The following is a 23,821-nucleotide window of genomic DNA, read 5'->3' as shown; positions in this document are numbered from 1 at the left end:
GGAACCCGCCGCACGCGGGCTCCCGGTCGAAGCTGAAAGTCTCAAGATCTGATGTTCGCCGGCCGCTGCGGCAATCCCTCATAGGCGGCCACGATGCGCGCCACCAATTCATGGCGGATGACGTCCTCGGCGGTAAACCGCACCTGGGCGATACCTTCGACGCCGTCGAGCAGCTTCGCCGCCTCGGCAAGCCCGGAGGCCTGGCCGTGCGGCAGGTCGACCTGCGACGGATCGCCGGTGATGATCATCCGGCTGTTTTCGCCAAGCCGCGTCAGGAACATCTTCATCTGCATCGATGTGGTGTTCTGCGCTTCGTCGAGGATGATGGCGGCATTGGTCAGCGTGCGGCCGCGCATGAAGGCGAGTGGTGCGATCTCGATCTCGCCGCCCTGCAGCGCGCGCTCGACCACGCGCGAGTCCATCAAATCGTACAGCGCGTCATAGATCGGGCGCAGATAGGGATCGACCTTCTCGCGCAAATCGCCGGGCAGGAAGCCGAGCCGCTCGCCGGCTTCGACCGCGGGGCGCGACAGGATGATGCGATCGACCTCCTTGCGCTCGAACAGTTGCGCGGCATGGGCGACCGCGAGCCAGGTCTTGCCGGTGCCGGCCGGGCCGATGCCGAACACCAGCTCGTGCCGCTTCAGCGCGCGGATGTAGGAATCCTGCGCTGCGGTGCGGGCGCGCACCGGGCGCTTGCGCAGGTTGATGGTCTCGAAGGCCGTCTTGGCCGTCTTGTTGTCGAATTCGAACAGCGAGCCCTGCGCGATCACGGCGCGGATCGCGCCCTCCACTTCGCCCTGATCGAGGTCGTGCCCCTCGACGGCCTGCTTGTAGAGCGTCTCGAGCACGCGCCGCGCCGCGTCACAGCCGTCGCGGGAGCCGGCGATGGTGACATGGTTGCCGCGCGAATCGACCACGACGCCGAGCCTGCGCTCGATCAGCGCGAGGTTCTGGCCGTAGGGGCCGACCAGCGCGGAAGCGGCGCGGTTGTCGTCGAAATCGATGACGACCTGGGTCTCAGGTGGGGTCTGCATGTCGCGGTCAGGTTTGCGGCTGGGAGCAAGCGAAGACGAATCCGATGCGCTTTTGGGCAAGGATTTCAGGCTCCAATGGTGATCTGCAAATTGGGGGACGGCGCTTGTGGCGCCGCAAGCTCGCCGATCAGGCTGTAGCGCTCGAGGCTGTCGATCCTGACAGGGAGAACCTGGCCGATGATGTCGGGCGATGCCATCACATGCGCGGGCTGCAGATAGGCGGTGCGTCCGACGATCTGGCCGGGATTGCGCGCGGCGCGCTCGAACAGCACATCGACCGTTGTGCCGATCACAGCCCGATTGAAGGCCGATTGCTGGCTGTCGATCAATTCCTGAAGCCGCCCCAAGCGCTCGTCCATCTCAGTCGCTGACACCGTCTCCCGCATCTCCGCCGCCGGCGTACCTGGCCGCGGCGAATATTTGAACGAATATGCCCCAGCGTAGCCGATTTGCGTGACAAGCGCGAGAGTGGCGGCAAATTCTTCCTCCGTCTCCCCGGGGAAGCCGACAATAAAATCTGATGAAAAAGCAATGTCTTGCCGCGCGGCACGGAACCGGTCGATGACGCGCCGGTAATCATCGGCGGTATGTTTGCGGTTCATGGCTGCAAGGATGCGGTCTGCGCCCGATTGCACCGGCAGATGCACGAACGGCATCAATTCGGGCAAATCGCGATGCGCCGCGATCAGCTCTTCGTCGACGTCGCGCGGATGGCTGGTCGAGTAACGCAGCCGCGCCACGCCGGGGATCTTCGCGAGCCGCTGCAACAGACTGCCGAGCGGCCAGGCGTGGCCGTCGGGACCTTCGCCATGATAGGCGTTGACGTTCTGCCCGATCAGCGTGATTTCGCGCACACCGTTGTCGGTCAGTTGCATCACGTCGTCGATGATGTCAGCCACCGGGCGCGAGACTTCCGCGCCGCGCGTATAGGGCACCACGCAGAAGGTGCAGAACTTGTCGCAACCTTCCTGCACCGTGACGAAAGCGGAGATGCCGCGCGCGCGGATCGCGGCCGGCTTCGGCTGCGGCAGGAAGCCGAACTTGTCGTCAACAGGGAATTCGGTTTCCAGCGCGCGGCCGTTGGCTTTCGCACGCTTCAACAGCTCCGGCAGATGATGATAGCTCTGCGGCCCGACCACGATGTCCACCGTCGGCGCCCGATGGATGATCTCCGCGCCTTCCGCCTGTGCGACGCAGCCGGCGACCGCGATCTTCATCTCGCGACCCTGGCGCGCGGCCTTGTCCTTGGCGACGCGCAGCCGGCCGAGCTCGGAATAGACCTTTTCGGAGGCCTTCTCGCGGATGTGACAGGTGTTGAGGATCACCAGATCGGCATCATCGGCGTTTGCCGTCTCGACAAAGCCTTCGCCGGCCAGCGTGTCCACCATGCGCTGCGCATCGTAGACATTCATCTGGCAGCCATAGGACTTGATGTGCAGCTTGCGCGGCGTCGTCATGGAACCCAAAATGCGGAATGGAAACGGCGCCATCCGTGCGCCGGGGCTCAGATATAGCCTAAAGGGGCGAAAAGCCAGCAATTGAGCCGTGTTTTTGGCCGATCCGGGCGATCAAATCGGGCAATTCGCGCATATCGGCGAATGTCAGGGCCGCTCCCGCCTTGCGCAGCAGCGCTTCGTGTCCGGGCGTGCAGTGGCTGCCGCCGTGGAAGCCCAGCACGGTCATCCCGGCGGCGCGGGCGCCGGTGACGCCGTGCATGCTGTCCTCGATCACGACGCAGCGCGCGGGGTTAGCTCCCATCTGCTCGGCCGCGAACAGGAAGATGTCGGGTGCCGGCTTGCCGCGCTGGACCTGCATGGAGGAGAAAATATGCGGCGCAAGCTGGTCGTAGAGGCCGGCGCAGGTCAGGCCGTGGCGGATCTTCTCCGGCGTGCCGCTGGAGGCCACGCATTTGGGCATATCAAGCGTCGATATCGCGTCGCCGACATGCGCGATCGCGTTGAGATCGTCGGCATAGAAGCTCAGCGTCGCGTGCTTGACCTGTGCCTCGAAATCATCGGGCAGATTGCGGCCGATCTCGGCTTCGACGATCCGACGCGCCTCGCGGTCGGACACGCCAAGGAACCGCTTCAGCACGCCGTCCGGCGTGATCGGATAACCGTGACGCGTCAGCGTCTCCGAGTGCGCGCGACAGGAGATCACCTCGCTGTCGACAAGCACGCCGTCGCAATCGAAAATGACGAGATCGAATCCCACTCGGCTATGACTTTTCGTCGTCGAGCGGAACGCAATAGAGTTCGAGGCGGTGATCGACCAGCTTGTAGCCGAGCTTGCGCGCGATCTCGGCCTGGAGTTTCTCGATCTCCTCGGAGGTGAACTCGATCACCTTGCCGTCGCGCAGATTGATCAGGTGATCGTGATGGCTCTCGGGCATCTGCTCGTAGCGCGCGCGTCCCTCGCGAAAATCGTGACGCTCAATGATGCCGGCATCCTCGAACAGCTTGACGGTGCGATACACCGTCGAGATCGAGATCTTGTCGTCGACCGCGACGCAGCGCCGGTACAGCTCCTCGACATCAGGGTGATCCATGGCTTCCGCCAGCACGCGCGCGATGACGCGGCGCTGTTCGGTCATGCGCATGCCGGTCGCGGCGCAGCGCGCCTCGATGCCGGTATTTTTGTGCGCGGTCGGGATTTTCACCGTGGTCATGGAGGTCGAGGCCGAGGTTTTAGAGCATGGGATTTTAGAAAATCGGGTTTCAGAAACTTGGGTGGCGGAGCAGGGCTGTTCTGCCATCGCGCGGATATTACGACAAGTCGCGCCGCATCAGAAGCGCATTCAAATGTTCCCCGCCGGGCTGCTTGTAATAGCGTTCGCGGCGGCCGATGACGCCGAATCCGGCCCATTCGTACAACCGTCGCGCCGGTTGATTGTTTTCTTCCACTTCTAAAAAGATGGTGCGGACGCCGCGGCCGGCAAGATGACCCAGATGGGTCAGCAACAGGTTGCGTGACAGGCCGCGTCCGCGCTCTCCGGCATCAATCGCGATCGAGAGAATTTCGGCTTCGTCGGCGGCCATCCGCGAGACGGCAAAGCCGATGACCTTGCGTCCCTGTCTCAAGCGATGCACCAGCGTATTGTGCTCGGTCAGCATGGTTTCGAACTCGCCTTCGCCCCAGCCGCGATGGAATGAGGCGCTGTGCAATTGCGCGAGCCGCACGGCGTCGCGCAGGCTTGCAGCCTCGACCGCGGGCGTGCTGCCGCCGCCCCACCACCGTGATAACCAGTCGATCATGTGTCTGATAGCTGCGCGCTGATCTGGAGTTGATGCTTGGGTGGCTTTGCATCCGGTGCGCGCAGGTAGAACGGCCGCGCCGGCGCGCTCTCCGGGGTCACGGCCGCGCCGACCCAGGCGACCCAGTTGATGTCGGGTGCGGGCTGGGCATCGACCTTGAACGGCGGCGTTGTGTCCGCGGGCCAGCGCTCCGCGAGGATTTCCGCGGCGTTGCCGACCAGATGCAGGGCGCCGAATTGCGCGGCGTCGAGCGCTTCCGCGATCGGCGCCACTTTCGGCTTCACCAGCGGGCTGCCGTCGCCGCCGACCACCTGGAAGTAGACGTGATCGTGCCGCGCATCGATCGCCGACAGGATCGGATGCGTGCCATTCTCGGCGACAATGGGAGCGGCGTAGGCGGTGAGGGTCGTCAGTCCGACTGCGGGCTTTTCCGCGGCAAGCGCAATGCCGCGCGCGGCCGAGAGGCCGACGCGCAGGCCGGTGAAGCTGCCGGGGCCGGTGGTGACGGCGATGCGGTCGAGCGCGGCAAACGCGATGCCGCTCTGCTTCATCACCCGCGCGATCAGCGGCATCAGCGCCTCGGCGTGGCCGCGCTGCATCGCCTGCTGTTCGAGCGCGATGGTCTCGCCCGCTGATGTGTCGAGCACGGCGGCGGAGCAGGCGTCGAGGGCGGTGTCGATGGCGAGGATCAGCATGAGGGAGCGAATGGCTGATAGCGATTAGCGAATGGACTATCAGGTTCGATCCCTATTCGCCATTCGCTACTCACCATTCGCCTCCATCACATCGGTCGGACTTCCTGCACGTCGGGCACGAAATGCCGGAGCAGGTTCTGGATGCCATGTTGCAGCGTGGCGGTCGATGACGGGCAACCGGCGCAGGAGCCCTTCATGTTGAGATAGACGATGCCGTCCTTGAAGCCGCGGAAGGTGATATCGCCGCCGTCATTGGCGACAGCCGGGCGAACACGGGTCTCGATCAGGTCCTTGATCTGCTCGACGGTCTCGGCGTCTTCCTCGTTGAAGAACTCGCCTTCTTCATCGCTGGCGGCGTCGTTGGACGCACTGCCGTCGGCGAGCAGCGGCGCGCCGGACATGTAGTGCTCCATGATGGCGCCGAGGATCGCGGGCTTGAGGTGCTGCCAGTCGCCGTCCGCCTTGGTCACGGTGACGAAGTCGGCGCCGTAGAACACTCCGGTAACGCCGGTGACGGCGAACAGCCGTTCGGCGAGCGGCGAGCGCGCGGCGGACTCGGGGCTTGCGAATTCCATGGTGCCGGTGTCAAGCACCGTGCGGCCCGGAATGAACTTCAGGGTGGCGGGGTTGGGCGTGGCTTCGGTCTGAATGAACATCTGCTGTCTCCGGCGTCGCCGGTTCAAGGCCGGCGCGTTGGGTTCCTTTATCGCGTTTTCGAGCCAAGTGGTACCGGTTCGCGGCAAGAAAACGCGTCAAATCAACGAGTCAGATGGCGACGGGGAAACCGCCGATCAAGGCGCAGATCGGCAGTTCCAGACTTGCACCCATGCCTCAGGACAGGGCGTCGATGTCGGCGTCGGTCAGGCCGCCCGGCACGATGGTGACCGGAATCGGGAACGAGCCCATGGCGTTGGCCATGGTGGTGATGATCGGTCCGGGCCCCTCGGCGCCCGGATTGGCGGCCAGCACCAGCATCGCGATGTCGGCGTCCTTTTCGATCACATCGAGGATTTGTTCGGTCGGGTCGCCCTCGCGAATCACCCGTTCCGGGGTGATCGCGGCAATCCCGTTGGCGCGGCCGGCGGCGCGGTCGAGCGCCTCATTGGCGGCTTCTTCGGCCTCCGCGCGCATGATGTCAGCGACACCGAGCCACTGCTGGTTCTGGTCCTCGGTCTCGATCACCCGCAGCATCACCACGCCGCCGCCGACCCGGATCGCCCACCGGCTGGCGTAATAGACCGCGCGGTCCCATTCCGCGGTGTCGTCAACGATGACAAGGCATTTGGGCTTGTGACCCGTCTCATAGCTACGTCGCTGGGTAGTCATGCATGTCCCGGTGCTGGCCCACGAGCATGATCCGGAAAAGTGTGAAGCGGTTTTCCGATCAGATCATGCTCAAACGAACGGCATGCTGCCATACTCCCTGTCCGTTTGGGAGAGGGAGCGCCGCCGTTCCGGTTCGCCGTGTCAGCGCTGGCGGATGAAGCCGACGATGTCCTTGGTGGTGCGCATGGTCTCGTCGGCGATGGCGCGTGCACGGTTGGCGCCGTCGATCAGGACTGAATCGACGTGGCCGGGATCGGCGACCAGCCGCTTCATCTCGCCGGCGATCGGCGCCAGTTTTGCGACGCAGAGTTCGACCAGCGCGTTCTTGAAGCTGGAGAATTGGCCGCCGCCGAACTGCGTCAGCACGTCCTGCTTGGTGACACCGGCCAGCGCCGCATAGATGCCGACGAGGTTGTCGGCCTCGGGGCGCGGCTCCAGCCCCTTCTCCTCCGACGGCAGCGGCTCCGGATCGGTCTTCGCCTTGCGGATCTTCTGCGCGATGGTCTCGGCGTCGTCGGTGAGATTAATGCGCGAATTGTCAGACGGATCCGACTTCGACATCTTCTTGGTGCCGTCGCGCAGGCTCATCACCCGGGTCGCCGGTCCGGTGATGAGCGGCTCGGGCTGCGGGAAGTACAGGCCCTCATTGAAGCCGAGGCCGCGGATCGAATCGCCGAAGTCGTTGTTGAACTTCTGCGCGATGTCGCGGGATAGCTCCAAATGCTGCTTCTGGTCCTCGCCGACCGGCACGTGGGTCGCGCGGTACAGCAGAATGTCGGCCGCCATCAGCACCGGGTAGTCGTAGAGACCGACCGATGCATTCTCGCGGTCCTTGCCCGCCTTCTCCTTGAACTGGGTCATCCGGCTGAGCCAGCCGACCCGCGCGACGCAGTTGAAGATCCAGGTCAGTTCGGCATGGCCGGCGACCTGGCTCTGGTTGAAGACGATGTGCTTCTTCGGGTCGATGCCCGCCGCGATGAACGCCGCCGTCACCTCGCGGGTGTTGCGCGCGAGTTCGGTCGGGCCGCCCCAGACGTCGACGCCTTGCGTGATCGCGTGCATGTCGACGACGCAATAGATGCAGTTATGAGTCTCTTGCATCTTCACGAAGTTGACGATGGCGCCGAGGTAGTTGCCGAGGTGCAGATTGCCCGTCGGCTGGACGCCTGAGAAAACCCGTTCAACGAACGCCATGGTCTCAATTCCCGGAAATGGCTGCTTTTAGAAGCGTTTTCGAGCGAAGTGGGCACCGGTTCGCGTGAAGAAAACGCGTCAAACAAAGAGTCTGGAGCCCGTTCCGATTCCATCGGAACGGAAAGGGCTCCAGCCGCGTCGTTTGCCACTTAAGCCCTGCTTGCGCAAGTCAGGCGGGGCGTTTTTGCCTGATCGCGTTCAACGTCTCGCGCCAGCCGATAACCCCGAAGAGCTGCAAAAACAGCCCGTAGGCTGCGATACCGACGGCGATCAGCAACAGGAGGGATATGGCCTGCACGAAACCGTGTGCGCCGGCGGCCGGCAGGGCGTCTTTCGCAAGCCAAAGTATGACGCCCATCGCGGCTGCTGCGGCGAGGATGCGCGGCAGCCGGCGCCGGGCGTCGGCATCGATCGAGAAACCGAAGGTGGCCGCGCCTTTCCTGATCAGCGAGAACGCGTTGCTCCAGGCGCCGAGCGCGATGCCGGCGGCGATTCCGTTCGCGCCGAAGTAATGGCCGAGCAGGAAGGCGGTCGCGATCGCCACCACGATGGCCTTCAAGGTCGCCAGCAGCGGCGTCAGCGTGTCCTCGCGCGCGAAGAAGGCTGGCGATAGCGCCTTCACCAGCACATGCGCAGGCAAAGCGAGTGTCAGCCAGATCAACGCGCTCGCGGTCGCGGCGGTATCCTCGGCCGTGAAGGCGCCGCGCTCGAACAGCACGCGCGTGATCGGTGCGCTCAGTACCATGAGCCCGAGCGCGGCCGGGAACGCCAGCCCGACCGCGAGTTCGAGCCCGCGCGATTCGGCATGCGCGATCGCTGTGTGCTCGCCGCCGCGCACCGCGCGCGTCATCTCCGGGACCAGCACGGTGCCCATCGCGACGCCGACAATGCCGAGCGGCAATTCCAGCAGGCGGTTGGCGAAATAGAGCCAGGACACTGCCGACGGCGAGGTGGAAGCGATCACCGCGCCCGCCACAACAAGCCATTGTGGAGCGCTGCTGGCGATCATGCCGGGGACCGCGCGGCCGAGGAAGCCGCGCATCTCTTGATCGACGGCGATGCGCAGCGGAGACGCAACCTTACCGCTGCGCAGCGCCAGCATCGAGAGTTGCAGGAAGCCGGCGACGCCGATCGTCGCGGCCATGACCGATGCGGCCTGGATCGGATCCTGCCGCCGCACCAGCAGCACGGTCATCACAGCGATCAGCGCGATGTTGAACAGCAGCGGCGAGAACGCGGTCAGCGCGAACCGGCCCTGCGCGTTGAGCAGCGCCATCATAACCGTGAGGGGCCCGGCGAAGGCGAGATAGGGCAGCATCAGCCGCGCGTCGTTAACCGCGAATGGCAGCGTCTCGCGGCCGATGAAGCCGGGCGCGATCGCCGTGATGACGAGCGGCATCAACACGCCGAGCACGAGCGCGGCCGCGATCACGGCGGCGCTGACGGTGCCGAGCACGCGGCCGGCAAAGGCGCGCGCCGCGGTTTCGCCGTCGCGGTCGCGAACCCTGAGCCAGGCCGGGACCAGCGCAGCGTTCAGCCCACCTTCGGACAACAGGCGCCGCACCACATTGACAAGCTGAAACGCCGCCAGAAAGGCATCCGCTACCGGCCCCGCGCCAAGCAGCGCCGCGATCACGGAATCGCGCACGAAACCGAGCAGTCGCGAGGCCAGCGTTCCCGAGGAAACCGTGAGGAAGGAGCGGATCATCGCGCCTCTATAGCAGCACGGCGGCTTGCTGGCACAGGTGCGAACGTGATAGGCCGCAGCCGTTCGTGACAACAGGGCAGGTCAATGGCTGACGCAAAATATGACGTTCTCGGGATCGGCAACGCGATCTTCGACGTGCTGGTACAGACCGACGAGGCGTTCCTCGCCGGTCACGGCATGACCAAGGGCTCGATGCAGCTGATCGATGAAGCCAGCGCCGCCACGATCTACCGCGACATGGGCACGGCGACCGAGATGTCGGGCGGCTCCGCGGCCAACACCATCGTCGGCGTCGGCAGTTTCGGCGCTCGCGCGGCCTATGTCGGCAAGGTCAAGGACGACCAGATCGGCCGGCTTTATATCCACGACATCCGCGCCGCCGGCGTGACGTTCGACACCAGGCCCGCCGCAGCCGGGCCCGCCACCGGCTGCTCCTACATCCTGGTGACGCCGGACGGCGAGCGCACCATGAACACCTATCTCGGCGCCGCGCAGGACCTGACGCCCGACGACATTGACCCGGCGCAGATCGAAGCCGCCGGCATCATCTATCTCGAGGGCTATCTCTGGGACCCGAAGAACGCCAAGGATGCCTTCGTGAAGGCCGCGACGATCGCCCATGGCGCCGGCCGCCAGGTCGCGCTGACCTTGTCGGATTCGTTCTGCGTCGACCGCTACCGTGACGAATTCCTCGATTTGATGCGCAAGGGAACGGTCGACCTGGTGTTCTCAAACGAGGCCGAATTGCATTCGCTGTACCAGACCTCGGATTTCGACACCGCGCTGAAGCAGTTCGGCAAGGACACCAAGCTCGGCGTCGTCACCCGCAGCGAGAAGGGCTGCGTTGTGATTTCAAAGGATGGTGTCACATCAGCGCCCGCCTATCCGATCGACAAGCTGGTCGACACCACCGGCGCTGGCGATTTGTTCGCCGCCGGCTTCCTGGTCGGCCTCGTGCGCAACGCCGGCTATGAGAATGCCGGCCGCCTCGGCGCACTCGCGGCCGCCGAAGTGATCCAGCACATCGGCGCACGGCCAAAGGCGTCGCTGCAGGGGCTGGCGAAGGCGAAGGGGTTGTTGGTTTAGGGCGGCTTCTTCCTTCGCCTCTCCCGCTTGCGGCGGGTGGGGGTCTTTCCCCACGAAGATTGTCGCTCGCGGAGACACCCCACCCCGGCCCTCCCCCGCAAGCAAGCGGGAGAGGGAGAAGAGTTACGCCGTCTTCGCTGCCTTCAGCCCGAGCCGCTGCTCGACCGCGTCGCGCATCACGAATTTCTGGATCTTGCCGGTCACCGTCATCGGGAATTCCTCGACGAATTCGACATAGCGCGGGATCTTGTTGTGGGCGATCTGGCCCTGGCAGAAGGCGCGGACCTCGTCCGAGGTCAGCGCCTCGCCGGCACGTACTCTGACCCAGGCGCACAGCTCCTCGCCATAGCGTTCGTCGGCGACGCCGAAGATCTGCACGTCCTGGATCTTCGGATGGCGGTAGAGGAATTCCTCGATCTCTCTGGGATAGAGGTTCTCGCCGCCGCGGATCACCATGTCCTTGATGCGGCCGACGATGTTGCAATAGCCCTCGTCGTCGATCACGGCGAGGTCGCCGGTGTGCATCCAGCCATTGGCATCGAGCACGTCGGCGGTCTTTTCCGCCTCGTCCCAATAGCCGAGCATGACGCTGTAGCCGCGGGTGCAGAGCTCGCCGCGTTCGCCGCGCGGCACCACCTTGCCGTCGAAATCGACGACCTTGACTTCGACATGCGGGTGGATGCGCCCGACGGTGGAGACGCGGCGCTCCAGGGGATCGTCAGTCGCGCTCTGGAAACTTACCGGGCTGGTCTCGGTCATGCCATAAGCGATCGTCACCTCGCGCATGTTCATCTCGGTGTTGACGCGCTTCATCACCTCGATCGGGCAGGGCGCGCCGGCCATGATGCCGGTGCGCAGCGATGTGAGATTGAAGCGCGAGAACTCGGGATGATCGAGCTCGGCGATGAACATGGTCGGCACACCGTAGAGCGTCGTGCATTTCTCCTGTTCGATCGTCGTCAGCGTCGCCAAGGGATCGAAGCCCTCGCCGGGATAGACCATGGTGGTACCGAGCGTCACGGAAGCGAGGTTGCCCATCACCATGCCGAAGCAGTGATAGAGCGGGACCGGGATGCAGATGCGGTCCTGCTCGGTCAAGCGCATGGCGCGGCCGGTGAAGTAGCCGTTGTTGAGGATGTTGTGATGGGTCAGCGTCACGCCCTTGGGAGAGCCTGTCGTGCCGCTGGTGAACTGGATATTGACGGGATCGTCGAATTGCAGGCTCTCGGCGAGCACAGCAAGCTGCTCGCGATGACGCGGCCCGCCCATCTGCGCGACATCGTCGAAGGCAATGGTGCCAGATACGGCCGGTCCGCCGATCTGGATTACCGCGCGCAATTGGGGCAGCCGCGCCGATTGCAAGCGGCCGGGCTCGGAGTGTGCAAGCTCGGGCAGCAGCGTATTCAGCATCTCCATATAGGCCGAGGTCTTGAACGCGGTCGCCGACACGATCGCGGCGCATCCGACCTTGCCGAGCGCGAACTCCAGTTCGGTCAGGCGATAGGCTGGATTGATGGTGACGAGGATCAAGCCTGCTTTCGCGGCGGCGAATTGCGTCAGTGTCCATTCGGGGCGGTTCAGCGACCAGATGCCGATCCGTTCGCCGCGCTCCAGCCCAAGCGCGAGGAAGCCCGCCGCCAGCGCCTCGACCCGCTCCGCGAACTCGTTCCAGGTCCAGCGCACATTGTGGCTGGGCGAGACCAGTGCCTCGCGATCGCCCCAGCGCGCGCGTGCGCGGTCGAGGCTGCGGCCGATGGTTTCGCCGAGCAGCGGCGTATCGGAAATGCCGCAAACGTAGCTGTCCGCCTTTGGTGCCAAGATCTTCCTCCCTCGCGTTGCCGCGCTTTGTGCGCGATCTTAGTCATTTGGCGCCGGCCGGACAGGCCCGACCTATGAATGAGGTCAAGTTAAGCAATCGCGGCGAAGTTGGGCTCCTTCGCCCCGTTCTTACGGGGAGAGGGTTGGGGTGAGGGGCTGCCTCCGCATCGACGGTGTCAATTGCGCCCGCGGAGACTCCCCCTCACCCTGAACGCATCTGCCGATGCGTTCCGGCCTCTCCCCGCAAGCGGGGCGAGGCGAAAGAGGAGCCAGCTGTACCGCTCTAAGCCGCCTTCTGCCCGCTGCCGGCATCGAGGCCGGCATAGATGCCGCGCTCGAAGCCTGCGAAGGCGTCCAGGCACTGCTTGTCGGCGAACGGCAGCAACTGCATCAGGATCACGCCGCAGACATCGCGCGACGGATCGATCCAGTAATAGGTGTTGGCGAGGCCGGCCCAGGCCAGGCTGCCGGCGCTGCGGCCCTCCGGCGTCTTGGCGGTGTTGATGAGGAAGCTCAGCCCCCACTTCTTCACCATGCCGGGATAGAGGTCGACGTCGTTGGTGTACATCGGCGCCGCCGTCGTCATCTTGCCCATGGTAAGGTCGCCGATGTGGTTCTGTCCCATCGTCGCGACGGTCTCGGGCTTCAGCAGTTGGTTGCCGTTGCCTTTGCCCTTGTTGAGGATCATCTGGCAGAACTTGATGTAGTCGGCCGCCGTCGAATACAGTCCGCCGCCGCCCATGTGGAATTCCGGCTCCTGCTCGAGTTCGAACGGAATTGCCGCCAGCGCTCCGTCCTCGCCGCGCGCATGCATGCCGACCAGCCGCTTGCGCATGTTGTCCGTGATCTTGAAGGCGGTGTCGCTCATGCCAAGCGGCGCGAACATGTGGTCGCGCAGGTAAGCATCGAGCCTCTTACCGCTGGCGGCTTCCACCGCCTTGCCGACGAAGTCGATATTGGTGCCGTATTCCCAGCGCGTGCCGGGGTCGCTCGCGATCGGCGTCTTCAGCGCGGCGTTCTGGCAGGTGGTGATCGGCGGGATGCCCTTCTTCTCCAGGTAGATCCCCATGTCGCCGTTCCACATGTTGTAGCAGAAGCCGGCGGTGTGGGTCATGAGCTGGCGCAGCGTGATCGGCGACTTCGCCGGCCGCAGCTTCGGCTCGCCCTTGGCGTCGAAGCCGTCGAGCACCTGCGGCGCGGCGAGGTCGGGCAACAGTTTGCCGATCGGCTCATCGAGCGACAGCTTGCCCTGCTCGACGAGCTGCATGGCGCCTGCCGACGTCACCGCCTTGGTCATTGATGCGATCCAGAACACGCTGTCCGCGGTCATGGTATTGTCCTTGGCATCGTCCTTCGACAGGTCGCGTTTGCCGAACGCGCCCTCGTAGATCACGTCCTTACCCGTGGCGGCGATGGCGACAACGCCGGGAATCTCCTTGGCCTCGCTCTTCTGACGCAGCACCTGATCGATCTGGGCCTTGCTTTGCATTGGGGGTGTCCTCCGGTGGGTTTATTGTTCTGGAGGGCTGCGATCATCCTCCCGCTTTCGGGGTCCCGCAAGCACGCCGCAGGATCATGATGTCGCGATCTCGTGATGGACAGGCGCGCCGGGAGGCGGCCTTGCGCAAGGCATGCGCGCAACTGGCGTTCACCACGCGCATAGATTTTGTGGCGGACTTTGCTGCAATCCAGATGACCGGGCGGAACAACCACGGTAACGTGATTGCGAGCCTGATTTCCGGATGTGAATTTTTGCATTAACGCATTCAGATCGCTGCACAAACGATGCAGCAAATTGAGTTTATTTGACCAAAAATGGTCGTCTTTTTTGGGTTGCGGGGACGCGGCAATGATTTCGACATGGAGTGAGTGGAAACGTTACCCGCGGCCCGGACGCGGCGAGAATATTGAAGCGCCGATCAGTCCCGGCCTCTATGAAGTCCGCTACGCCGGCACCGGTGCACTGCACTCTTTCGAGGCAGTCGACAATGTGGCGCAGGCGTTGGCGCTGTTGCAGACCGGCTCGAAATCCTGGTTCGGCCGCCGCGACACCAAGGCGCAGGCCGACCTCGAATACCGAACCTGTGCGACCTCCACCAAGGCGGATGCCAAGGCCGCGGCCCAGCGCATGATCGGCCGCCGCGAGACCTATATGAGCGGCGCGGCCTGAAATCACCGGCTGTCGAAATTGCTAAGAGCAGAGCCGCGTTTGCGGACAATGCATCGCGCTGCGTTTCGGCCTATATAGGCGGCGAAAACCGTCTCCAAAAAGCCGAGGAGTACCAGCATGACCCCGCCCGTCGCCGCACGCGCTTCGCAATCCGCAGCAGCTTCCCTCCACGACCGCCTGAAGGACCCGTCGCTGCTGCGCGACCGCTGCTATATCGATGGCGCCTGGGTCGGTACGCCCGAATTGGCCATCAACAATCCGGCCACCGGCGTCGAGTTGATCAAGATCGCGCAACTGGGTGCCGCTGACGCGACCAAGGCCGTCGAAGCCGCTCAGCGCGCGTTTCCGGCCTGGGCCAAGCTGACCGCCAAGCAGCGCTCGAACATCATGCGCAAATGGTTCGACCTGATCATCGCCAATCGCGAGGATCTCGCGCTGATCCTGACCTCGGAGCAGGGCAAGCCGCTGGCGGAAGCGTTGGGCGAGGTCGATATCGGCGCGGCCTATGTCGAATTCTTCGCCGAAGAAGCCCGCCGCGTCTATGGCGAGACCATCCCGACCCAACGTCCCGATGCCCGCCTGCTCGCGATCCGGCAGCCGATCGGCGTCTGCGGCGCCATCACGCCGTGGAATTTTCCGAACTCGATGATCACGCGCAAGGTGTCGCCCGCGCTCGCCGCCGGCTGCACGGTCGTGCTGAAGCCCGCCAACGAGACGCCGCTGTCGGCGCTTGCGCTCGCCGTGCTGGCCGAGAAGGCCGGCGTGCCGAAGGGCGTGCTCAACATCGTCACCGGTGACGCGCCGCCGATCGGCAAGGTGCTGTGCGAGCATCCCGCGGTGCGCTTCGTCGGCTTCACCGGCTCGACGGCGGTCGGCAAAATCCTTTACCAGCAGGCGTCGGTCGGCGTGAAGCGGCTCGGCCTCGAACTCGGCGGCAACGCGCCCTTCGTGGTGTTCGACGATGCCGATATCGATGCCGCGGTCGAAGGCGCCATGGTCTCGAAATATCGCAACATGGGCCAGACTTGTGTCTGTGCCAACCGCCTCTACGCGCAGGACAAGATCTACGACGAGTTCGTCGAGAAGCTGTCGAAGAAGGTCGCCGAGATGAAGATCGGCAACGGCACCGAGCAGGGCATCACGCAGGGACCGCTGATCAACATGAAAGCGATCGAGAAGGTCGAGCGCCACATTGCTGACGCGGTGAAGGGCGGCGCCAGGATCGTGACCGGCGGCAAGCGCTCGTCGCTCGGCCGCAGCTTCTTCGAGCCGACGGTGCTGTCCGACGTGCGGCCGGACGCGCTGGTCGCGCATGAAGAAACCTTCGGACCGCTGGCGCCGGTGATCCGATTCAAGGACGAGGCCGAGGTGATCGCGATGTGCAACAACTCGCCGTTCGGTCTCGCCTCCTACTTCTATTCCCGCGACATCGGCCGCGTCTGGCGCGTCGCCGAAGCGCTGGAGTCCGGCATGGTGGGCGTCAACTCGGGCCTGATCACCACCGAAGTCGCGCCGTTCGGCGGCGTCAAGGAAAGCGGCCTCGGCCGCGAAGGCTCGCGTCACGGCATGGATGAATATGTGGAGATCAAATACGTGATGATGGCCGGGGTGTAATCGACGCGTCATTTTCTCCTTCCCCCTGCAAAGGGGGAAGGTCGGGATGGAGGTCAGCCGCAAGCGGCGCTGTCTTTTAGTGCGCGTTCTGTTGGACCGCCGCGCCGCCAATTGCCGATCGGCGGACATAACTTCAGAATGTTGATTTCGAGGGCCGGACGAAGATGTTCGCCTCGCTATTCCAGATATGGCGTCAGCACATCTTCGATCCATTTCATGAATGTGCGGACTCGGCGCGACAGATTGCTCCGATGTGCTACGACGAGGGACACGGGCAGCGCCCGGCGACGAAAATCGGGTATGATCTCCACAAGCGTTCCACTCTCCAAGTATCGGCCAATCCCCAGGAGTGGCGCCTGAATCAGGCCAAGGCCGGCGAGGGCAGCGGCTTCGTAGGTCTGCGCGCTGTTGACGTGTAGCGCACCTGGCAAATTGAGCGTCGCGTAGCTGTCGCCGTCCGGATATTCCCATCCATAGGGTCTGGCGCCCAGTACCGTCGAAAAATGAATTGTCCGATGTTCCTGACGCTGGAGATCTTCTAGTGATCGAGGGACGCCATAGCGCGCCAGATAGGCCGGACTGGCAGCGTTGACCATGCGCAACAGGCCCAGTGGGCGGGCAATCAGCGTCTCGTCCCCTATGGGTCCAAGCCGTAATACACAGTCGAACCCCTCTTGAACCAGATCGACTTGCCGATCCGTACTCGACACCTCCAGCTCCAACTCGGGGTGAGTCGCCATGAAATCCGGCAAGGCCGGCACGATCGTTGAGCGCGCCACCTCGGTCGGAAGATCGACCCGTAAACGCCCGCGAAGTGCCACGCGATCGCCTGCGAACATCGAGTGTAGGTCATCGACTTCAGCAAGCAGATCGCGGGCGCGGGCATGAAATGCGCGTCCGTCCTCCGTCAACTTCACGCTGCGCGTCGTCCGGTGCAGGAGCCTGACACCGACATCTTCTTCCAGCTTTCGGACCGCCGTTGAGGCTCGTCCCTTTTGGATGCCCAGGCTATCGGCCGCGCGGGTGAAGCTCCCCATTTCCGCGACCGTGATGAATATGAGGATGGGTTCGAGATTTTGCATGTCCGTGCCTCGGTATTGTGCACCACCGAGATAACAGTGCGTTCGTTTTGTCGATGTTTATCATACCCAGGAGACACAGTAAGTCTCGAAATTAGATGACCCCATCGGAGAACGACAAGTGTCCAAAACTATCAACCTGCATCCGGTGCCTGCCATGACCTTGCATCGCAGCCTTTGGGCCGGCCGGATAATGAGCGCGTTTGTCGTTATCACCCTGGTGGCAGACGGCACTATTCAGCTTTTCGCGCCGGCACAGATCGCGAGCATGTTGCAGGAAACCGGGTTCGCGATGGACCTGACCCGAGTCGTGGGTCCGATCATACTCGCCTGCGCCATCCTTTACGCCATCCCGGCCACCGCCATCCTCGGCGCGATCCTGGTGACGGGCTTTTTGGGAGGTGCCATCTGCGCCCATGTCCGCATCGGTGAGCTGGGGTCGCCGCCGGAAATCATTTCCCTGCTTCTGGGCGCGATGACATGGGGCGGCCTCTACGCGCGCGATCCCCGAATCTGGGCCGTTCTGCCGCTCATCCGTTGAACCAACGGGGGCAGTGCTCTGTCCCTCAAGATCAGGAGAATACGCATGTTTCTAGTAATGGGAATCACGGGAAAAGTGGGCGGCGCAACGGCAGAACATCTGTTGGCGCACGGCAAGGAAGTTCGCGCGCTGGTCCGCAATCGCGAGAAGGCGTCAAGCTGGGCGAACCAGGGCGTGGAACTGGTAGACGGCGATTGGAATGAGTCGGCAGCCATCGAGCGGGCGCTCAAAGGCGTCGAAGGCGCGTTCGTCATGTTGCCGGCTGTCTGGGCGCCTTCGCCCGATTACAAAGAAGCAAAGGGCGTGATTGCAAACTATATCGAGGCGCTCACCAAGGCAGCGCCGGCGCGGGTGGTTGCCCTTTCGTCGATAGGTGCGAACAGATCCAGCGGGCTTGGGATGATCACGGCCTTGTCGCTTCTGGAGCAAGGTTTTCGTGGCCTGACATCCCCAACAGCATTTGTGCGCGCAGGCGGCTTCTTCGAAAACTTCCTCTACGGCTTGCAGGTCGCCCAGGGCGGAACGCTACCGGTCTATTACAATCCGACAAACCGAAAATCGACCATGGTCGCGACGAACGACGTCGGCGCCGAAGTCGCAACCCTTCTGAGCGGGCCGGCGTGGTCGGGGCATCGGGTCATCGAACTCGGTTCGATGGTGAGCGCGGATGAAGTTGCTGCGCAGTTGGGTGAAGTCATGAAGCTCGACGTCAAAGCCTTTGCCGTCCCGCGGGCGGAGTGGCCGGCAGCATTCGAGCAATTCGGTATTCCGAAGGGCCGGACCGAACCGGCCGAAGCGATGTATGAGGCCGTTAACGCGGGATGGATGGACCTCGGGGTTGAGGGTACGGAGCACGTCGCGGGCACGACGTCCCCCCGCGATGTTTTCTCGGCGGCCCGGAAAGCCATCACGGCGTAGTTCCGCGCATCAGCGATGGGATGCGACTTCCGGGACTTGCTCCGGAAATTCGCATCTCCTTCGGAATGAATGAGTCGCGATCGCGGCCGGCCGCCCGGAGTCGCGCAACCGGCATCCGATGTACATCGCGATCCTGGCAGAGGGTTTGAAATGGCTCCAGTCGATGTGAACGGCGGCGCTAACGCTAAGAAAGATCGAGGCTAAACATGAAGGTTCTTGTTTTGGGTGCAACGGGCGGAACGGGACGGCTGATTGTCAGCGACGCCGTTACGAAAGGCCATTCCGTCGTGGCGCTGGTTCGCTCGACGGCAGAAGCCGATCTGCCGGCAGCAGAATTGATCGAAGGCGATCTTCGAAATGAGCTAATCCTCGGACGCGCCCTGGACGGCTGTGATGCCGTCGTCAGCGCGTTGGGCACCGGCATGGGCTTCCGCAAGGTCAGCCTGCTGACCGAAGCGACACGCACGCTGGTTCCGGCGATGACGCGCAGCGGCGTGCGCCGCTTGGTCTGCATCTCCGCTCTGGGGGTCGGGGACAGCCGCGGCCACGGCGGCTTCGTGTTCGACTGGTTCTTCCAGCCTTTGCTGCTCAGCCAAGCCTACAAGGACAAGGACCGTCAGGAAGCCGCGATCCGCGCCAGCTCACTCGATTGGGTCATCGTTCGACCTGGCATGCTCACCGATGACCCAGCTCAAGGCAGCGTCAGAGCCGTGGTCGACCTCGTAGGCATCAACGGCGGCAAGATCGCTCGCGCCGACGTCGCTCGGTTCGCTGTCGACCAGCTGACGGCGGACGCCTGGTTGAGGCGGACACCGGTCATCCTGTGGTGAAGCTTGGTCCTACAGATCACCTTTTCGAGCCGCAGCAATCAGCGGAGATCGGCCGGCTGCTCGACCAGGCCGCCACACTGGCCCTCCGGGGCGCCTTCATCAGCCGAGGTTGGACAATGTCTAAGATTTCCTGGCGCCAGGTCTCGGCCTTGGCACTTGCCGCTTTCTTCGTCGTGGGATCGCTCAGCAACATCTTCGCTCCGGCATCGATGTTGGCGGCGCTCGCGACCGTAACGCTCCACGGCGAATACGGGCACGGGGTGGCGCCGCTTGTCGTGGCGGCACTATCGATACTCGTCGGCTGGATCGCCTGGCGGGAGCGGCTTTCCAGCTCGGATTGACTTACACCACGCGGCGGAAGGCCGGTTGTCAGGGCCGCGTCGCTTTCAGCTTTCGGAGGGACGCCTCAAGCGCGTCTCGACCACAGACGTTAAAAACGCAATCGCCGGCGAGCGGGATGCTCGCCGGCGATTGATTGCGATCGGAAGAGTGACGCGCGAGCCTACTGCCGGATCAGGCGAACCACGTCCTGCTTCAGCAAATAGAGCGAGACGGCGAGCAGGACGACATCCTTCATCAGGAAGGGCACGTTGCCCGTCATCGCCGGGAAGCCTCCCGCCGCGACATCCCAGCCTTCCGGCATGAACGGGATGATGGTGACGGTCGCGATGAAGGTGCCGGTCGAACCGAGAGCGCCCAGAACGCCGAGCCGCTTGTCCCAGAAGCCTGCGAGCAGCAGCGACCCGAAGGTCCATTCCGACGTGCCCAGGAAATAGCTGGCGCCGGCGTGGCCGAAGACCGGGTACAGCCACCAGATCAACGGCCCGTTGCTGATGAACGGGACCAGTCGTTCGAACTCGTATGGAAACCACTTCTGGTATCCGAAGAACGCGAACATGATCACCATCGCGGCCCGGACGACGTGATAGTCGATGTCGCTATCCAGCAAGCCGGACCTGCTGAGAGTGCGGAGGAGGGGATTTTGAGTTGATGTGAGCGTTGTCATTATCGTGATCCTTCCATTCGAGTGACCTCGTGCCGTCGCCTCACGCGACGGCGGGAAAGTCGACGTCGGTGTCGTTGATGCGGTTGAAGACGTTGGTGAAGATGGTGGTCGCGAACGCCAGGCAGATCTCGACCAGTTGCGCATCGCTGTAGCCCGCGGCCTTGATCGCGGCGAAATCCTCGTCGCTGACGGTGCCGCTCGACTGCGCGAGCTTGCGGACGAAGCCGACCAGCGCATCGCGCCTGGCGTCACCGCTCGGCTGGCCGTCGCGAATCTGCTTGAGCACGTCGGCCTTCACGCCGGCGAGCTTCGCAAGATAGCTGTGCGCGGCGACGCAATAGTCGCAGCCGTCGGCGGCGCTGATCACGAGTTTGATGACCTCCTGATCGCGCTTGGGCAGGCTGCCGCCTGCGAGCACCGCGTCGGCCGCAAGGACCGACTTCAGCGCCGCCGGACCGTGGGCGGCGATCGCCGCAAAGGTGTTCGGGACGCTGCCGATCGCCTTCTTGATCTGTGCGTAGACTTGGCCGGACGGACCGGCATCGGAGTCGAGGTTGGGGGTTACGAGACGGGACATGGTGACACTCCTTGGTTGGGATGATGAACGATTGCGGAGTGACAATAGGATCCCGTCATGAGACATTGAATGTCGCATTGGCTCGAATATATGCTCTATCGTCTCAAGATCATCGTGCGGAAGAGATCGCCATGGACTGGCTGAGCCGGCTGTTCGAGATGATGCCGGTGCGGGGCCGGCTGGACCTGCGCTGCTCCTACGGCACGCCCTGGCGCATCGATCAGGGGCCGGGCGAGGCCAACGAAATCCCGTACCATGCCGTGCTTGCCGGCTCCGCGACGCTGGACGATCCGGCGGGCGGCAAGCCGCTGCAACTCGAGGCGGGAGACATCCTGCTCCTTCCCGGCAACCCGCGCCACGTCATGCACGACGGCAGCGGAGCAGCGCCGCTGCCGGTCCGCAACCGCGCATCGCTCAACTTCACGATCAGCGAAAACCTCGGCTCGGAGGAGCGGCTCGATCTCCTGTGTGGACACTTCGCGATTGCGCCACCGCACGACCGCATGTTGCGCCTCTATCTGCCGCCGCGCATCGTCGTGCATGCCGGTGCTGACGCCGGTCCGGGCGACGCTGCCGCGCAGCTGGCCGGCCTCGTTGCGCTGATGCGCCGCGAGTCGGCGGACGATCATCTCGGTGGACGCGCAATGCTGAACGCGCTGTCGTCCGCGATGTTCGCGTTGGCGCTGCGCCTCGCCAGCCAGATCGAAGATGCGCCGCGGGGACTGCTTGCGCTGGCTGGTGATTTCCGCCTGGCGCCGGCGGTCGCCGCCATGTTCAACGAGCCCGCGCGGGCGTGGTCGCTGCCCGACCTTGCGCGGCTGTGCAACATGTCGCGCGCTACGCTCGCCCGGCAATTCCAGGAGAAGCTCGGAAGATCGGCCGCCGATCTTCTCACCGATATCAGGATGACCCTGGCCGCGAATGAACTGAGGCGATCATCGTTGTCCACCGGTGCGGTGGCGGAGGCGGTCGGATATCAATCGGAAGCGGCCTTCCAGCGTGCCTTCAAGGGCCATATGGGCATTACGCCCGCGCAGTGGCGCAAGACGCAGGAATCATCGGGCCGGGATGTGTTTGCAAAGCCAGCGGCTCCCGCCGAGGCGGGCAGAGCGACAAGCGGCTTTGATCGCGATGCTCTGGAGTGATCCCCCAGGCGACGCCTTCTGTAAGACGCATCAGTGCGTCTTGAACTGCTCGCCGATACTCTTCGGCACCTCGCCGATCCTTGCGATCTCCTCGCTGAGGTTCAGCCGGCCACCGAGCCGCTCGTCGGCGAGCTTCAGTACCGCGTCCGCTTCCTCGCGCCGGCCCTCGAGCAGTGCCGCGGCCGCCGCCGTCGTCAGCGAGTTTCGCAGCATGTGGTCGTGCTGCTGCTGCAGAACCGTGTTTTGCAACGCCAGCCCCACGGCATGGGCCATCGCCTGATAGGCGATGGCCTCGGGGACGTTGGGGCCCATTCCCCTGAACGATGCGTTCAACTGCTCGACCGCATCCTTGATCTGATCGTTCAGTTCGCCGTTGGCAGAGTCTTGCGGAGGCGCAGTATCGGTCATGGCAAAGGAGCCTTGAAAAAGAGTCGGAAGGTTTGGCCGAAGCTCGGTCCGTCAGGCGGCGATAGTCCGGCGGGCGTCGTCGAAGCCGGTTATGCCTTTGCAGCTGCGGCGGCGCCGAGCAGGACCTGAACGCAGCGCGTGGTCACTGCCTGCGCGAGCGTGAAATTCTGCTGTTGCGCGTTGGTGGCGTTGTGAGCCGCATTCGCCAGCGCCTGCGCCACCGCCATATAGAGATTCCCCATCGCGATCGCTGGCGCATCGCCGAGAACCTGGACGTTGGCCTGGGTGACGGAATCGGTGATCTGATTATTGACGGATGTCGGAAATGCCATGGTGTCCTGCCCTGTTATCTTGTTCTGTTAACGTGTCGTGGATTTCGCCGTGATGGTGCGGCTTCACGATTTCTTCGCGGGTGCCGGGGCCGGCACCGCGATCGAACCATAGAGAATCTGCACGCAAAGCGTGGTTACCGCCTGGGCCACCGTGAAGTTCTGCTGCTGCCCGTTGGTGGCGTTGTGAGCCGCGTTCGCCAAGGCCATTGCAGTGGCCTGATAGAGATTCCCCATGGCGATTGCGGGCGCGTCGCCGAGAACGTGGACGTCGGTCTGCGTAACAGAATCAGTGATCTGATCGTTTACGGATGTCGGAAATGCCATAGCGCCGCTTCCTGTTGTCTATCGTCGATCTTCGCTGCAGCTCTGGATTCTCGGTTTAACGCGTTTTCTTGACGCGAACCGGTATCCACTTCGCTTGAAAACGCGCTACGCCGCCGGGGCAGAACCGAGCAGCGCCCGCACACAGTTCGCGATGACCGCCTCGGCCAGCACGAAGTTCTGCTGCTGCGCGTTGGTGGCGTTGTGAGCTGCGTTCGCCAGCGCCTGCGCGACCGCCTGATAGACATTTCCCATGGCGATCGCGGGTGCGTCGCCGAGGACCTGAACATCGGCCTGGGTCACCGAATCGGTGATCTGCGAATTGAGTGATGTTGGAAAAGCCATAGAGCCAGCCTCTACTTATGATTGCCATCGATCGATGAAGGATTTGTGTCAGCCATGCCCTGCACGGCGCCCGACACGGCGTCGTCGGCGAGCCGCATCGCGTTCTCGACTTCCGCCCACGTCGCGTCGCCCTGGGCTGTAGCTTGTTCGGATTTAACTGGAATCGTAGCGTCGTCCTGCTTCGGTGCAGGCTGGGCATTCGGTTGTTCGGGGGGATCACTTGCCTGATCAGCGGGGTCAGCCATCAAGCGCTCCGTGGTAGGGACCATATTGAATATGGATCGACTTTCGTGGCTCGATTCCGGCGAGTCAAGTTAATTCCCGTTGAGGTTGAGTTTGTTCTGCATGCCGATCGAGCCATCAAGAGGCCCACGCCATGCGCCGCCGTCGCGTCCGGCCAATCCACGGCCGGCGCAA

The 23,821-nt window shown here is 63.7% G+C and carries 29 protein-coding genes; 9 read left to right on the top strand and 20 right to left on the bottom strand.

The features are described from left to right. Nucleotides 1–41 precede the first annotated feature (41 nt). The 10 genes from ACP2YO_RS00255 to murJ form a co-directional block, all read right to left on the bottom strand. Nucleotides 42–1,097 (bottom strand): PhoH family protein, encoded by a 1,056-nt coding sequence (locus ACP2YO_RS00255; protein ID WP_426438111.1) that lies wholly within the window; start codon nucleotides 1,095–1,097, stop codon nucleotides 42–44. A gap of 5 nt (nucleotides 1,098–1,102) precedes the next feature. After that, nucleotides 1,103–2,494 carry a tRNA (N6-isopentenyl adenosine(37)-C2)-methylthiotransferase MiaB gene (gene miaB / locus ACP2YO_RS00250; RefSeq protein WP_426443497.1) on the bottom strand — a complete coding sequence of 464 codons (1,392 nt, stop codon included), beginning with the start codon at nucleotides 2,492–2,494 and terminating at the stop codon, nucleotides 1,103–1,105. A 58-nt stretch (nucleotides 2,495–2,552) separates the two neighbouring features. Beyond that, nucleotides 2,553–3,251, bottom strand: a complete 699-nt coding sequence (locus ACP2YO_RS00245; protein ID WP_426438110.1) for an HAD family hydrolase — start codon at nucleotides 3,249–3,251, stop codon at nucleotides 2,553–2,555. Nucleotides 3,252–3,255: 4 nt separating this feature from the next. Continuing rightward, the gene (locus tag ACP2YO_RS00240; protein ID WP_426438109.1) at nucleotides 3,256–3,705 is read right to left on the bottom strand and encodes a Fur family transcriptional regulator; all 450 of its coding nucleotides are present in this window, start codon (nucleotides 3,703–3,705) and stop codon (nucleotides 3,256–3,258) included. A gap of 97 nt (nucleotides 3,706–3,802) precedes the next feature. Then, a complete protein-coding gene (gene rimI, locus ACP2YO_RS00235) occupies nucleotides 3,803–4,291 on the bottom strand; it encodes a ribosomal protein S18-alanine N-acetyltransferase (RefSeq protein ID WP_426438108.1) in 489 nt (162 codons plus the stop codon). Continuing rightward, nucleotides 4,288–4,986: a tRNA (adenosine(37)-N6)-threonylcarbamoyltransferase complex dimerization subunit type 1 TsaB gene (tsaB, locus tag ACP2YO_RS00230; RefSeq protein ID WP_426438107.1), complete on the bottom strand. Its 699-nt coding sequence runs from the start codon at nucleotides 4,984–4,986 to the stop codon at nucleotides 4,288–4,290. Before tsaB ends, rimI begins: the two co-directional genes overlap by 4 nt. 86 nt (nucleotides 4,987–5,072) lie before the next feature. Further along, nucleotides 5,073–5,642 (bottom strand): NifU family protein, encoded by a 570-nt coding sequence (locus ACP2YO_RS00225; RefSeq protein WP_426438106.1) that lies wholly within the window; start codon nucleotides 5,640–5,642, stop codon nucleotides 5,073–5,075. A gap of 175 nt (nucleotides 5,643–5,817) precedes the next feature. Then, a complete protein-coding gene (locus ACP2YO_RS00220) occupies nucleotides 5,818–6,312 on the bottom strand; it encodes a universal stress protein (protein WP_426438105.1) in 495 nt (164 codons plus the stop codon). 141 nt (nucleotides 6,313–6,453) lie between these two features. After that, complete coding sequence (gene trpS, locus ACP2YO_RS00215) at nucleotides 6,454–7,506, bottom strand: tryptophan--tRNA ligase (protein WP_426438104.1); 1,053 nt, start codon at nucleotides 7,504–7,506, stop codon at nucleotides 6,454–6,456. Nucleotides 7,507–7,675: 169 nt separating this feature from the next. Beyond that, nucleotides 7,676–9,214: a murein biosynthesis integral membrane protein MurJ gene (gene murJ / locus ACP2YO_RS00210; RefSeq protein ID WP_426438103.1), complete on the bottom strand. Its 1,539-nt coding sequence runs from the start codon at nucleotides 9,212–9,214 to the stop codon at nucleotides 7,676–7,678. An 84-nt stretch (nucleotides 9,215–9,298) separates the two neighbouring features. Here murJ and ACP2YO_RS00205 point away from each other — a divergent pair, with 84 nt between their 5' ends. Beyond that, nucleotides 9,299–10,300 carry an adenosine kinase gene (locus ACP2YO_RS00205; RefSeq protein ID WP_426438102.1) on the top strand — a complete coding sequence of 334 codons (1,002 nt, stop codon included), beginning with the start codon at nucleotides 9,299–9,301 and terminating at the stop codon, nucleotides 10,298–10,300. Nucleotides 10,301–10,423: 123 nt separating this feature from the next. On the opposite strand, the gene ACP2YO_RS00200 is transcribed toward ACP2YO_RS00205, so the two are convergent. Both ACP2YO_RS00200 and ACP2YO_RS00195 read right to left on the bottom strand, forming a co-directional pair. After that, complete coding sequence (locus tag ACP2YO_RS00200) at nucleotides 10,424–12,118, bottom strand: AMP-binding protein (RefSeq protein ID WP_426438101.1); 1,695 nt, start codon at nucleotides 12,116–12,118, stop codon at nucleotides 10,424–10,426. 283 nt (nucleotides 12,119–12,401) lie between these two features. After that, the gene (locus ACP2YO_RS00195; protein ID WP_426438100.1) at nucleotides 12,402–13,607 is read right to left on the bottom strand and encodes a serine hydrolase domain-containing protein; all 1,206 of its coding nucleotides are present in this window, start codon (nucleotides 13,605–13,607) and stop codon (nucleotides 12,402–12,404) included. A gap of 131 nt (nucleotides 13,608–13,738) precedes the next feature. On the opposite strand from ACP2YO_RS00195, the gene ACP2YO_RS00190 reads away from it, so the two are divergent. The 3 genes from ACP2YO_RS00190 (at nucleotide 13,739) to ACP2YO_RS00180 (ending at nucleotide 15,902) form a co-directional block, all read left to right on the top strand. Beyond that, entirely contained in the window at nucleotides 13,739–13,879 is a 141-nt protein-coding gene (locus ACP2YO_RS00190) for a hypothetical protein (protein ID WP_426438099.1), read from the top strand. An 88-nt stretch (nucleotides 13,880–13,967) separates the two neighbouring features. Continuing rightward, on the top strand, nucleotides 13,968–14,288 hold the full coding sequence (locus tag ACP2YO_RS00185) for a hypothetical protein (RefSeq protein WP_426438098.1): 321 nt from the start codon (nucleotides 13,968–13,970) through the stop codon (nucleotides 14,286–14,288). A gap of 117 nt (nucleotides 14,289–14,405) precedes the next feature. Then, a complete protein-coding gene (locus tag ACP2YO_RS00180) occupies nucleotides 14,406–15,902 on the top strand; it encodes an NAD-dependent succinate-semialdehyde dehydrogenase (RefSeq protein ID WP_426438097.1) in 1,497 nt (498 codons plus the stop codon). A gap of 176 nt (nucleotides 15,903–16,078) precedes the next feature. Here ACP2YO_RS00180 and ACP2YO_RS00175 read toward each other — a convergent pair whose 3' ends face one another. Next, nucleotides 16,079–16,984 carry a LysR family transcriptional regulator gene (locus ACP2YO_RS00175; protein ID WP_426438096.1) on the bottom strand — a complete coding sequence of 302 codons (906 nt, stop codon included), beginning with the start codon at nucleotides 16,982–16,984 and terminating at the stop codon, nucleotides 16,079–16,081. 118 nt (nucleotides 16,985–17,102) lie between these two features. On the opposite strand from ACP2YO_RS00175, the gene ACP2YO_RS00170 reads away from it, so the two are divergent. The 4 genes from ACP2YO_RS00170 (at nucleotide 17,103) to ACP2YO_RS00155 (ending at nucleotide 19,611) form a co-directional block, all read left to right on the top strand. Beyond that, nucleotides 17,103–17,522 carry a DoxX family protein gene (locus tag ACP2YO_RS00170; protein ID WP_426438095.1) on the top strand — a complete coding sequence of 140 codons (420 nt, stop codon included), beginning with the start codon at nucleotides 17,103–17,105 and terminating at the stop codon, nucleotides 17,520–17,522. Nucleotides 17,523–17,597: 75 nt separating this feature from the next. Next, entirely contained in the window at nucleotides 17,598–18,440 is an 843-nt protein-coding gene (locus tag ACP2YO_RS00165) for an NmrA family NAD(P)-binding protein (protein ID WP_426438094.1), read from the top strand. Nucleotides 18,441–18,646: 206 nt separating this feature from the next. Further along, nucleotides 18,647–19,270, top strand: a complete 624-nt coding sequence (locus tag ACP2YO_RS00160) for an NAD(P)-dependent oxidoreductase (RefSeq protein WP_426438093.1) — start codon at nucleotides 18,647–18,649, stop codon at nucleotides 19,268–19,270. A gap of 116 nt (nucleotides 19,271–19,386) precedes the next feature. Further along, nucleotides 19,387–19,611 (top strand): hypothetical protein, encoded by a 225-nt coding sequence (locus ACP2YO_RS00155; protein WP_426438092.1) that lies wholly within the window; start codon nucleotides 19,387–19,389, stop codon nucleotides 19,609–19,611. Nucleotides 19,612–19,772: 161 nt separating this feature from the next. Here ACP2YO_RS00155 and ACP2YO_RS00150 read toward each other — a convergent pair whose 3' ends face one another. After that, nucleotides 19,773–20,276 carry a YkgB family protein gene (locus ACP2YO_RS00150; RefSeq protein ID WP_426438091.1) on the bottom strand — a complete coding sequence of 168 codons (504 nt, stop codon included), beginning with the start codon at nucleotides 20,274–20,276 and terminating at the stop codon, nucleotides 19,773–19,775. Between the two features lie 40 nt (nucleotides 20,277–20,316). Then, nucleotides 20,317–20,853: a carboxymuconolactone decarboxylase family protein gene (locus tag ACP2YO_RS00145; RefSeq protein WP_426438090.1), complete on the bottom strand. Its 537-nt coding sequence runs from the start codon at nucleotides 20,851–20,853 to the stop codon at nucleotides 20,317–20,319. A gap of 131 nt (nucleotides 20,854–20,984) precedes the next feature. Here ACP2YO_RS00145 and ACP2YO_RS00140 point away from each other — a divergent pair, with 131 nt between their 5' ends. Further along, the gene (locus ACP2YO_RS00140; RefSeq protein WP_426438089.1) at nucleotides 20,985–21,998 is read left to right on the top strand and encodes an AraC family transcriptional regulator; all 1,014 of its coding nucleotides are present in this window, start codon (nucleotides 20,985–20,987) and stop codon (nucleotides 21,996–21,998) included. A 30-nt stretch (nucleotides 21,999–22,028) separates the two neighbouring features. Here the strand turns inward: ACP2YO_RS00140 and ACP2YO_RS00135 are convergent, their stop codons facing one another. The 5 genes from ACP2YO_RS00135 to ACP2YO_RS00115 form a co-directional block, all read right to left on the bottom strand. Then, nucleotides 22,029–22,406, bottom strand: coding sequence for a RebB family R body protein (locus ACP2YO_RS00135; protein ID WP_426438088.1), 378 nt, complete (start codon nucleotides 22,404–22,406; stop codon nucleotides 22,029–22,031). An 89-nt stretch (nucleotides 22,407–22,495) separates the two neighbouring features. Then, nucleotides 22,496–22,738, bottom strand: a complete 243-nt coding sequence (locus ACP2YO_RS00130; protein ID WP_426438087.1) for a RebB family R body protein — start codon at nucleotides 22,736–22,738, stop codon at nucleotides 22,496–22,498. A 63-nt stretch (nucleotides 22,739–22,801) separates the two neighbouring features. Further along, a complete protein-coding gene (locus ACP2YO_RS00125) occupies nucleotides 22,802–23,062 on the bottom strand; it encodes a RebB family R body protein (protein WP_426438086.1) in 261 nt (86 codons plus the stop codon). Between the two features lie 105 nt (nucleotides 23,063–23,167). Then, nucleotides 23,168–23,404, bottom strand: a complete 237-nt coding sequence (locus tag ACP2YO_RS00120; protein ID WP_426438085.1) for a RebB family R body protein — start codon at nucleotides 23,402–23,404, stop codon at nucleotides 23,168–23,170. Between the two features lie 11 nt (nucleotides 23,405–23,415). Beyond that, nucleotides 23,416–23,649: a hypothetical protein gene (locus tag ACP2YO_RS00115; protein WP_426438084.1), complete on the bottom strand. Its 234-nt coding sequence runs from the start codon at nucleotides 23,647–23,649 to the stop codon at nucleotides 23,416–23,418. Between the last annotated feature and the right edge of the window lie 172 nt (nucleotides 23,650–23,821).

Origin of the sequence: Bradyrhizobium genosp. P, assembly GCF_049949265.1 — a bacterium.
Lineage (GTDB): Bacteria > Pseudomonadota > Alphaproteobacteria > Rhizobiales > Xanthobacteraceae > Bradyrhizobium.
Note: the sequence above shows the minus strand (reverse complement) of the source record. Positions and strands in the feature narration are given on the sequence as shown.

Excerpts from the sequence above, each read along its gene's own strand:
- ACP2YO_RS00120 (WP_426438085.1), bottom strand. The coding sequence starts at position 23,404 with ATGGCTTTTCCAACATCACTCAATTCGCAGATCACCGATTCGGTGACC.
- ACP2YO_RS00155 (WP_426438092.1), top strand. The coding sequence starts at position 19,387 with ATGTCTAAGATTTCCTGGCGCCAGGTCTCGGCCTTGGCACTTGCCGCT.
- ACP2YO_RS00115 (WP_426438084.1), bottom strand. The coding sequence starts at position 23,649 with ATGGCTGACCCCGCTGATCAGGCAAGTGATCCCCCCGAACAACCGAAT.
- ACP2YO_RS00185 (WP_426438098.1), top strand. The coding sequence starts at position 13,968 with ATGATTTCGACATGGAGTGAGTGGAAACGTTACCCGCGGCCCGGACGC.
- ACP2YO_RS00205 (WP_426438102.1), top strand. The coding sequence starts at position 9,299 with ATGGCTGACGCAAAATATGACGTTCTCGGGATCGGCAACGCGATCTTC.
- ACP2YO_RS00125 (WP_426438086.1), bottom strand. The coding sequence starts at position 23,062 with ATGGCATTTCCGACATCCGTAAACGATCAGATCACTGATTCTGTTACG.
- ACP2YO_RS00160 (WP_426438093.1), top strand. The coding sequence starts at position 18,647 with ATGAAGGTTCTTGTTTTGGGTGCAACGGGCGGAACGGGACGGCTGATT.
- ACP2YO_RS00180 (WP_426438097.1), top strand. The coding sequence starts at position 14,406 with ATGACCCCGCCCGTCGCCGCACGCGCTTCGCAATCCGCAGCAGCTTCC.
- ACP2YO_RS00145 (WP_426438090.1), bottom strand. The coding sequence starts at position 20,853 with ATGTCCCGTCTCGTAACCCCCAACCTCGACTCCGATGCCGGTCCGTCC.
- ACP2YO_RS00135 (WP_426438088.1), bottom strand. The coding sequence starts at position 22,406 with ATGACCGATACTGCGCCTCCGCAAGACTCTGCCAACGGCGAACTGAAC.
- ACP2YO_RS00175 (WP_426438096.1), bottom strand. The coding sequence starts at position 16,984 with ATGCAAAATCTCGAACCCATCCTCATATTCATCACGGTCGCGGAAATG.
- ACP2YO_RS00220 (WP_426438105.1), bottom strand. The coding sequence starts at position 6,312 with ATGACTACCCAGCGACGTAGCTATGAGACGGGTCACAAGCCCAAATGC.
- tsaB (WP_426438107.1), bottom strand. The coding sequence starts at position 4,986 with ATGCTGATCCTCGCCATCGACACCGCCCTCGACGCCTGCTCCGCCGCC.
- ACP2YO_RS00240 (WP_426438109.1), bottom strand. The coding sequence starts at position 3,705 with ATGACCACGGTGAAAATCCCGACCGCGCACAAAAATACCGGCATCGAG.
- ACP2YO_RS00140 (WP_426438089.1), top strand. The coding sequence starts at position 20,985 with ATGGACTGGCTGAGCCGGCTGTTCGAGATGATGCCGGTGCGGGGCCGG.
- miaB (WP_426443497.1), bottom strand. The coding sequence starts at position 2,494 with ATGACGACGCCGCGCAAGCTGCACATCAAGTCCTATGGCTGCCAGATG.
- ACP2YO_RS00150 (WP_426438091.1), bottom strand. The coding sequence starts at position 20,276 with ATGACAACGCTCACATCAACTCAAAATCCCCTCCTCCGCACTCTCAGC.
- ACP2YO_RS00130 (WP_426438087.1), bottom strand. The coding sequence starts at position 22,738 with ATGGCATTTCCGACATCCGTCAATAATCAGATCACCGATTCCGTCACC.
- trpS (WP_426438104.1), bottom strand. The coding sequence starts at position 7,506 with ATGGCGTTCGTTGAACGGGTTTTCTCAGGCGTCCAGCCGACGGGCAAT.
- ACP2YO_RS00195 (WP_426438100.1), bottom strand. The coding sequence starts at position 13,607 with ATGCAAAGCAAGGCCCAGATCGATCAGGTGCTGCGTCAGAAGAGCGAG.
- ACP2YO_RS00225 (WP_426438106.1), bottom strand. The coding sequence starts at position 5,642 with ATGTTCATTCAGACCGAAGCCACGCCCAACCCCGCCACCCTGAAGTTC.
- murJ (WP_426438103.1), bottom strand. The coding sequence starts at position 9,214 with ATGATCCGCTCCTTCCTCACGGTTTCCTCGGGAACGCTGGCCTCGCGA.
- rimI (WP_426438108.1), bottom strand. The coding sequence starts at position 4,291 with ATGATCGACTGGTTATCACGGTGGTGGGGCGGCGGCAGCACGCCCGCG.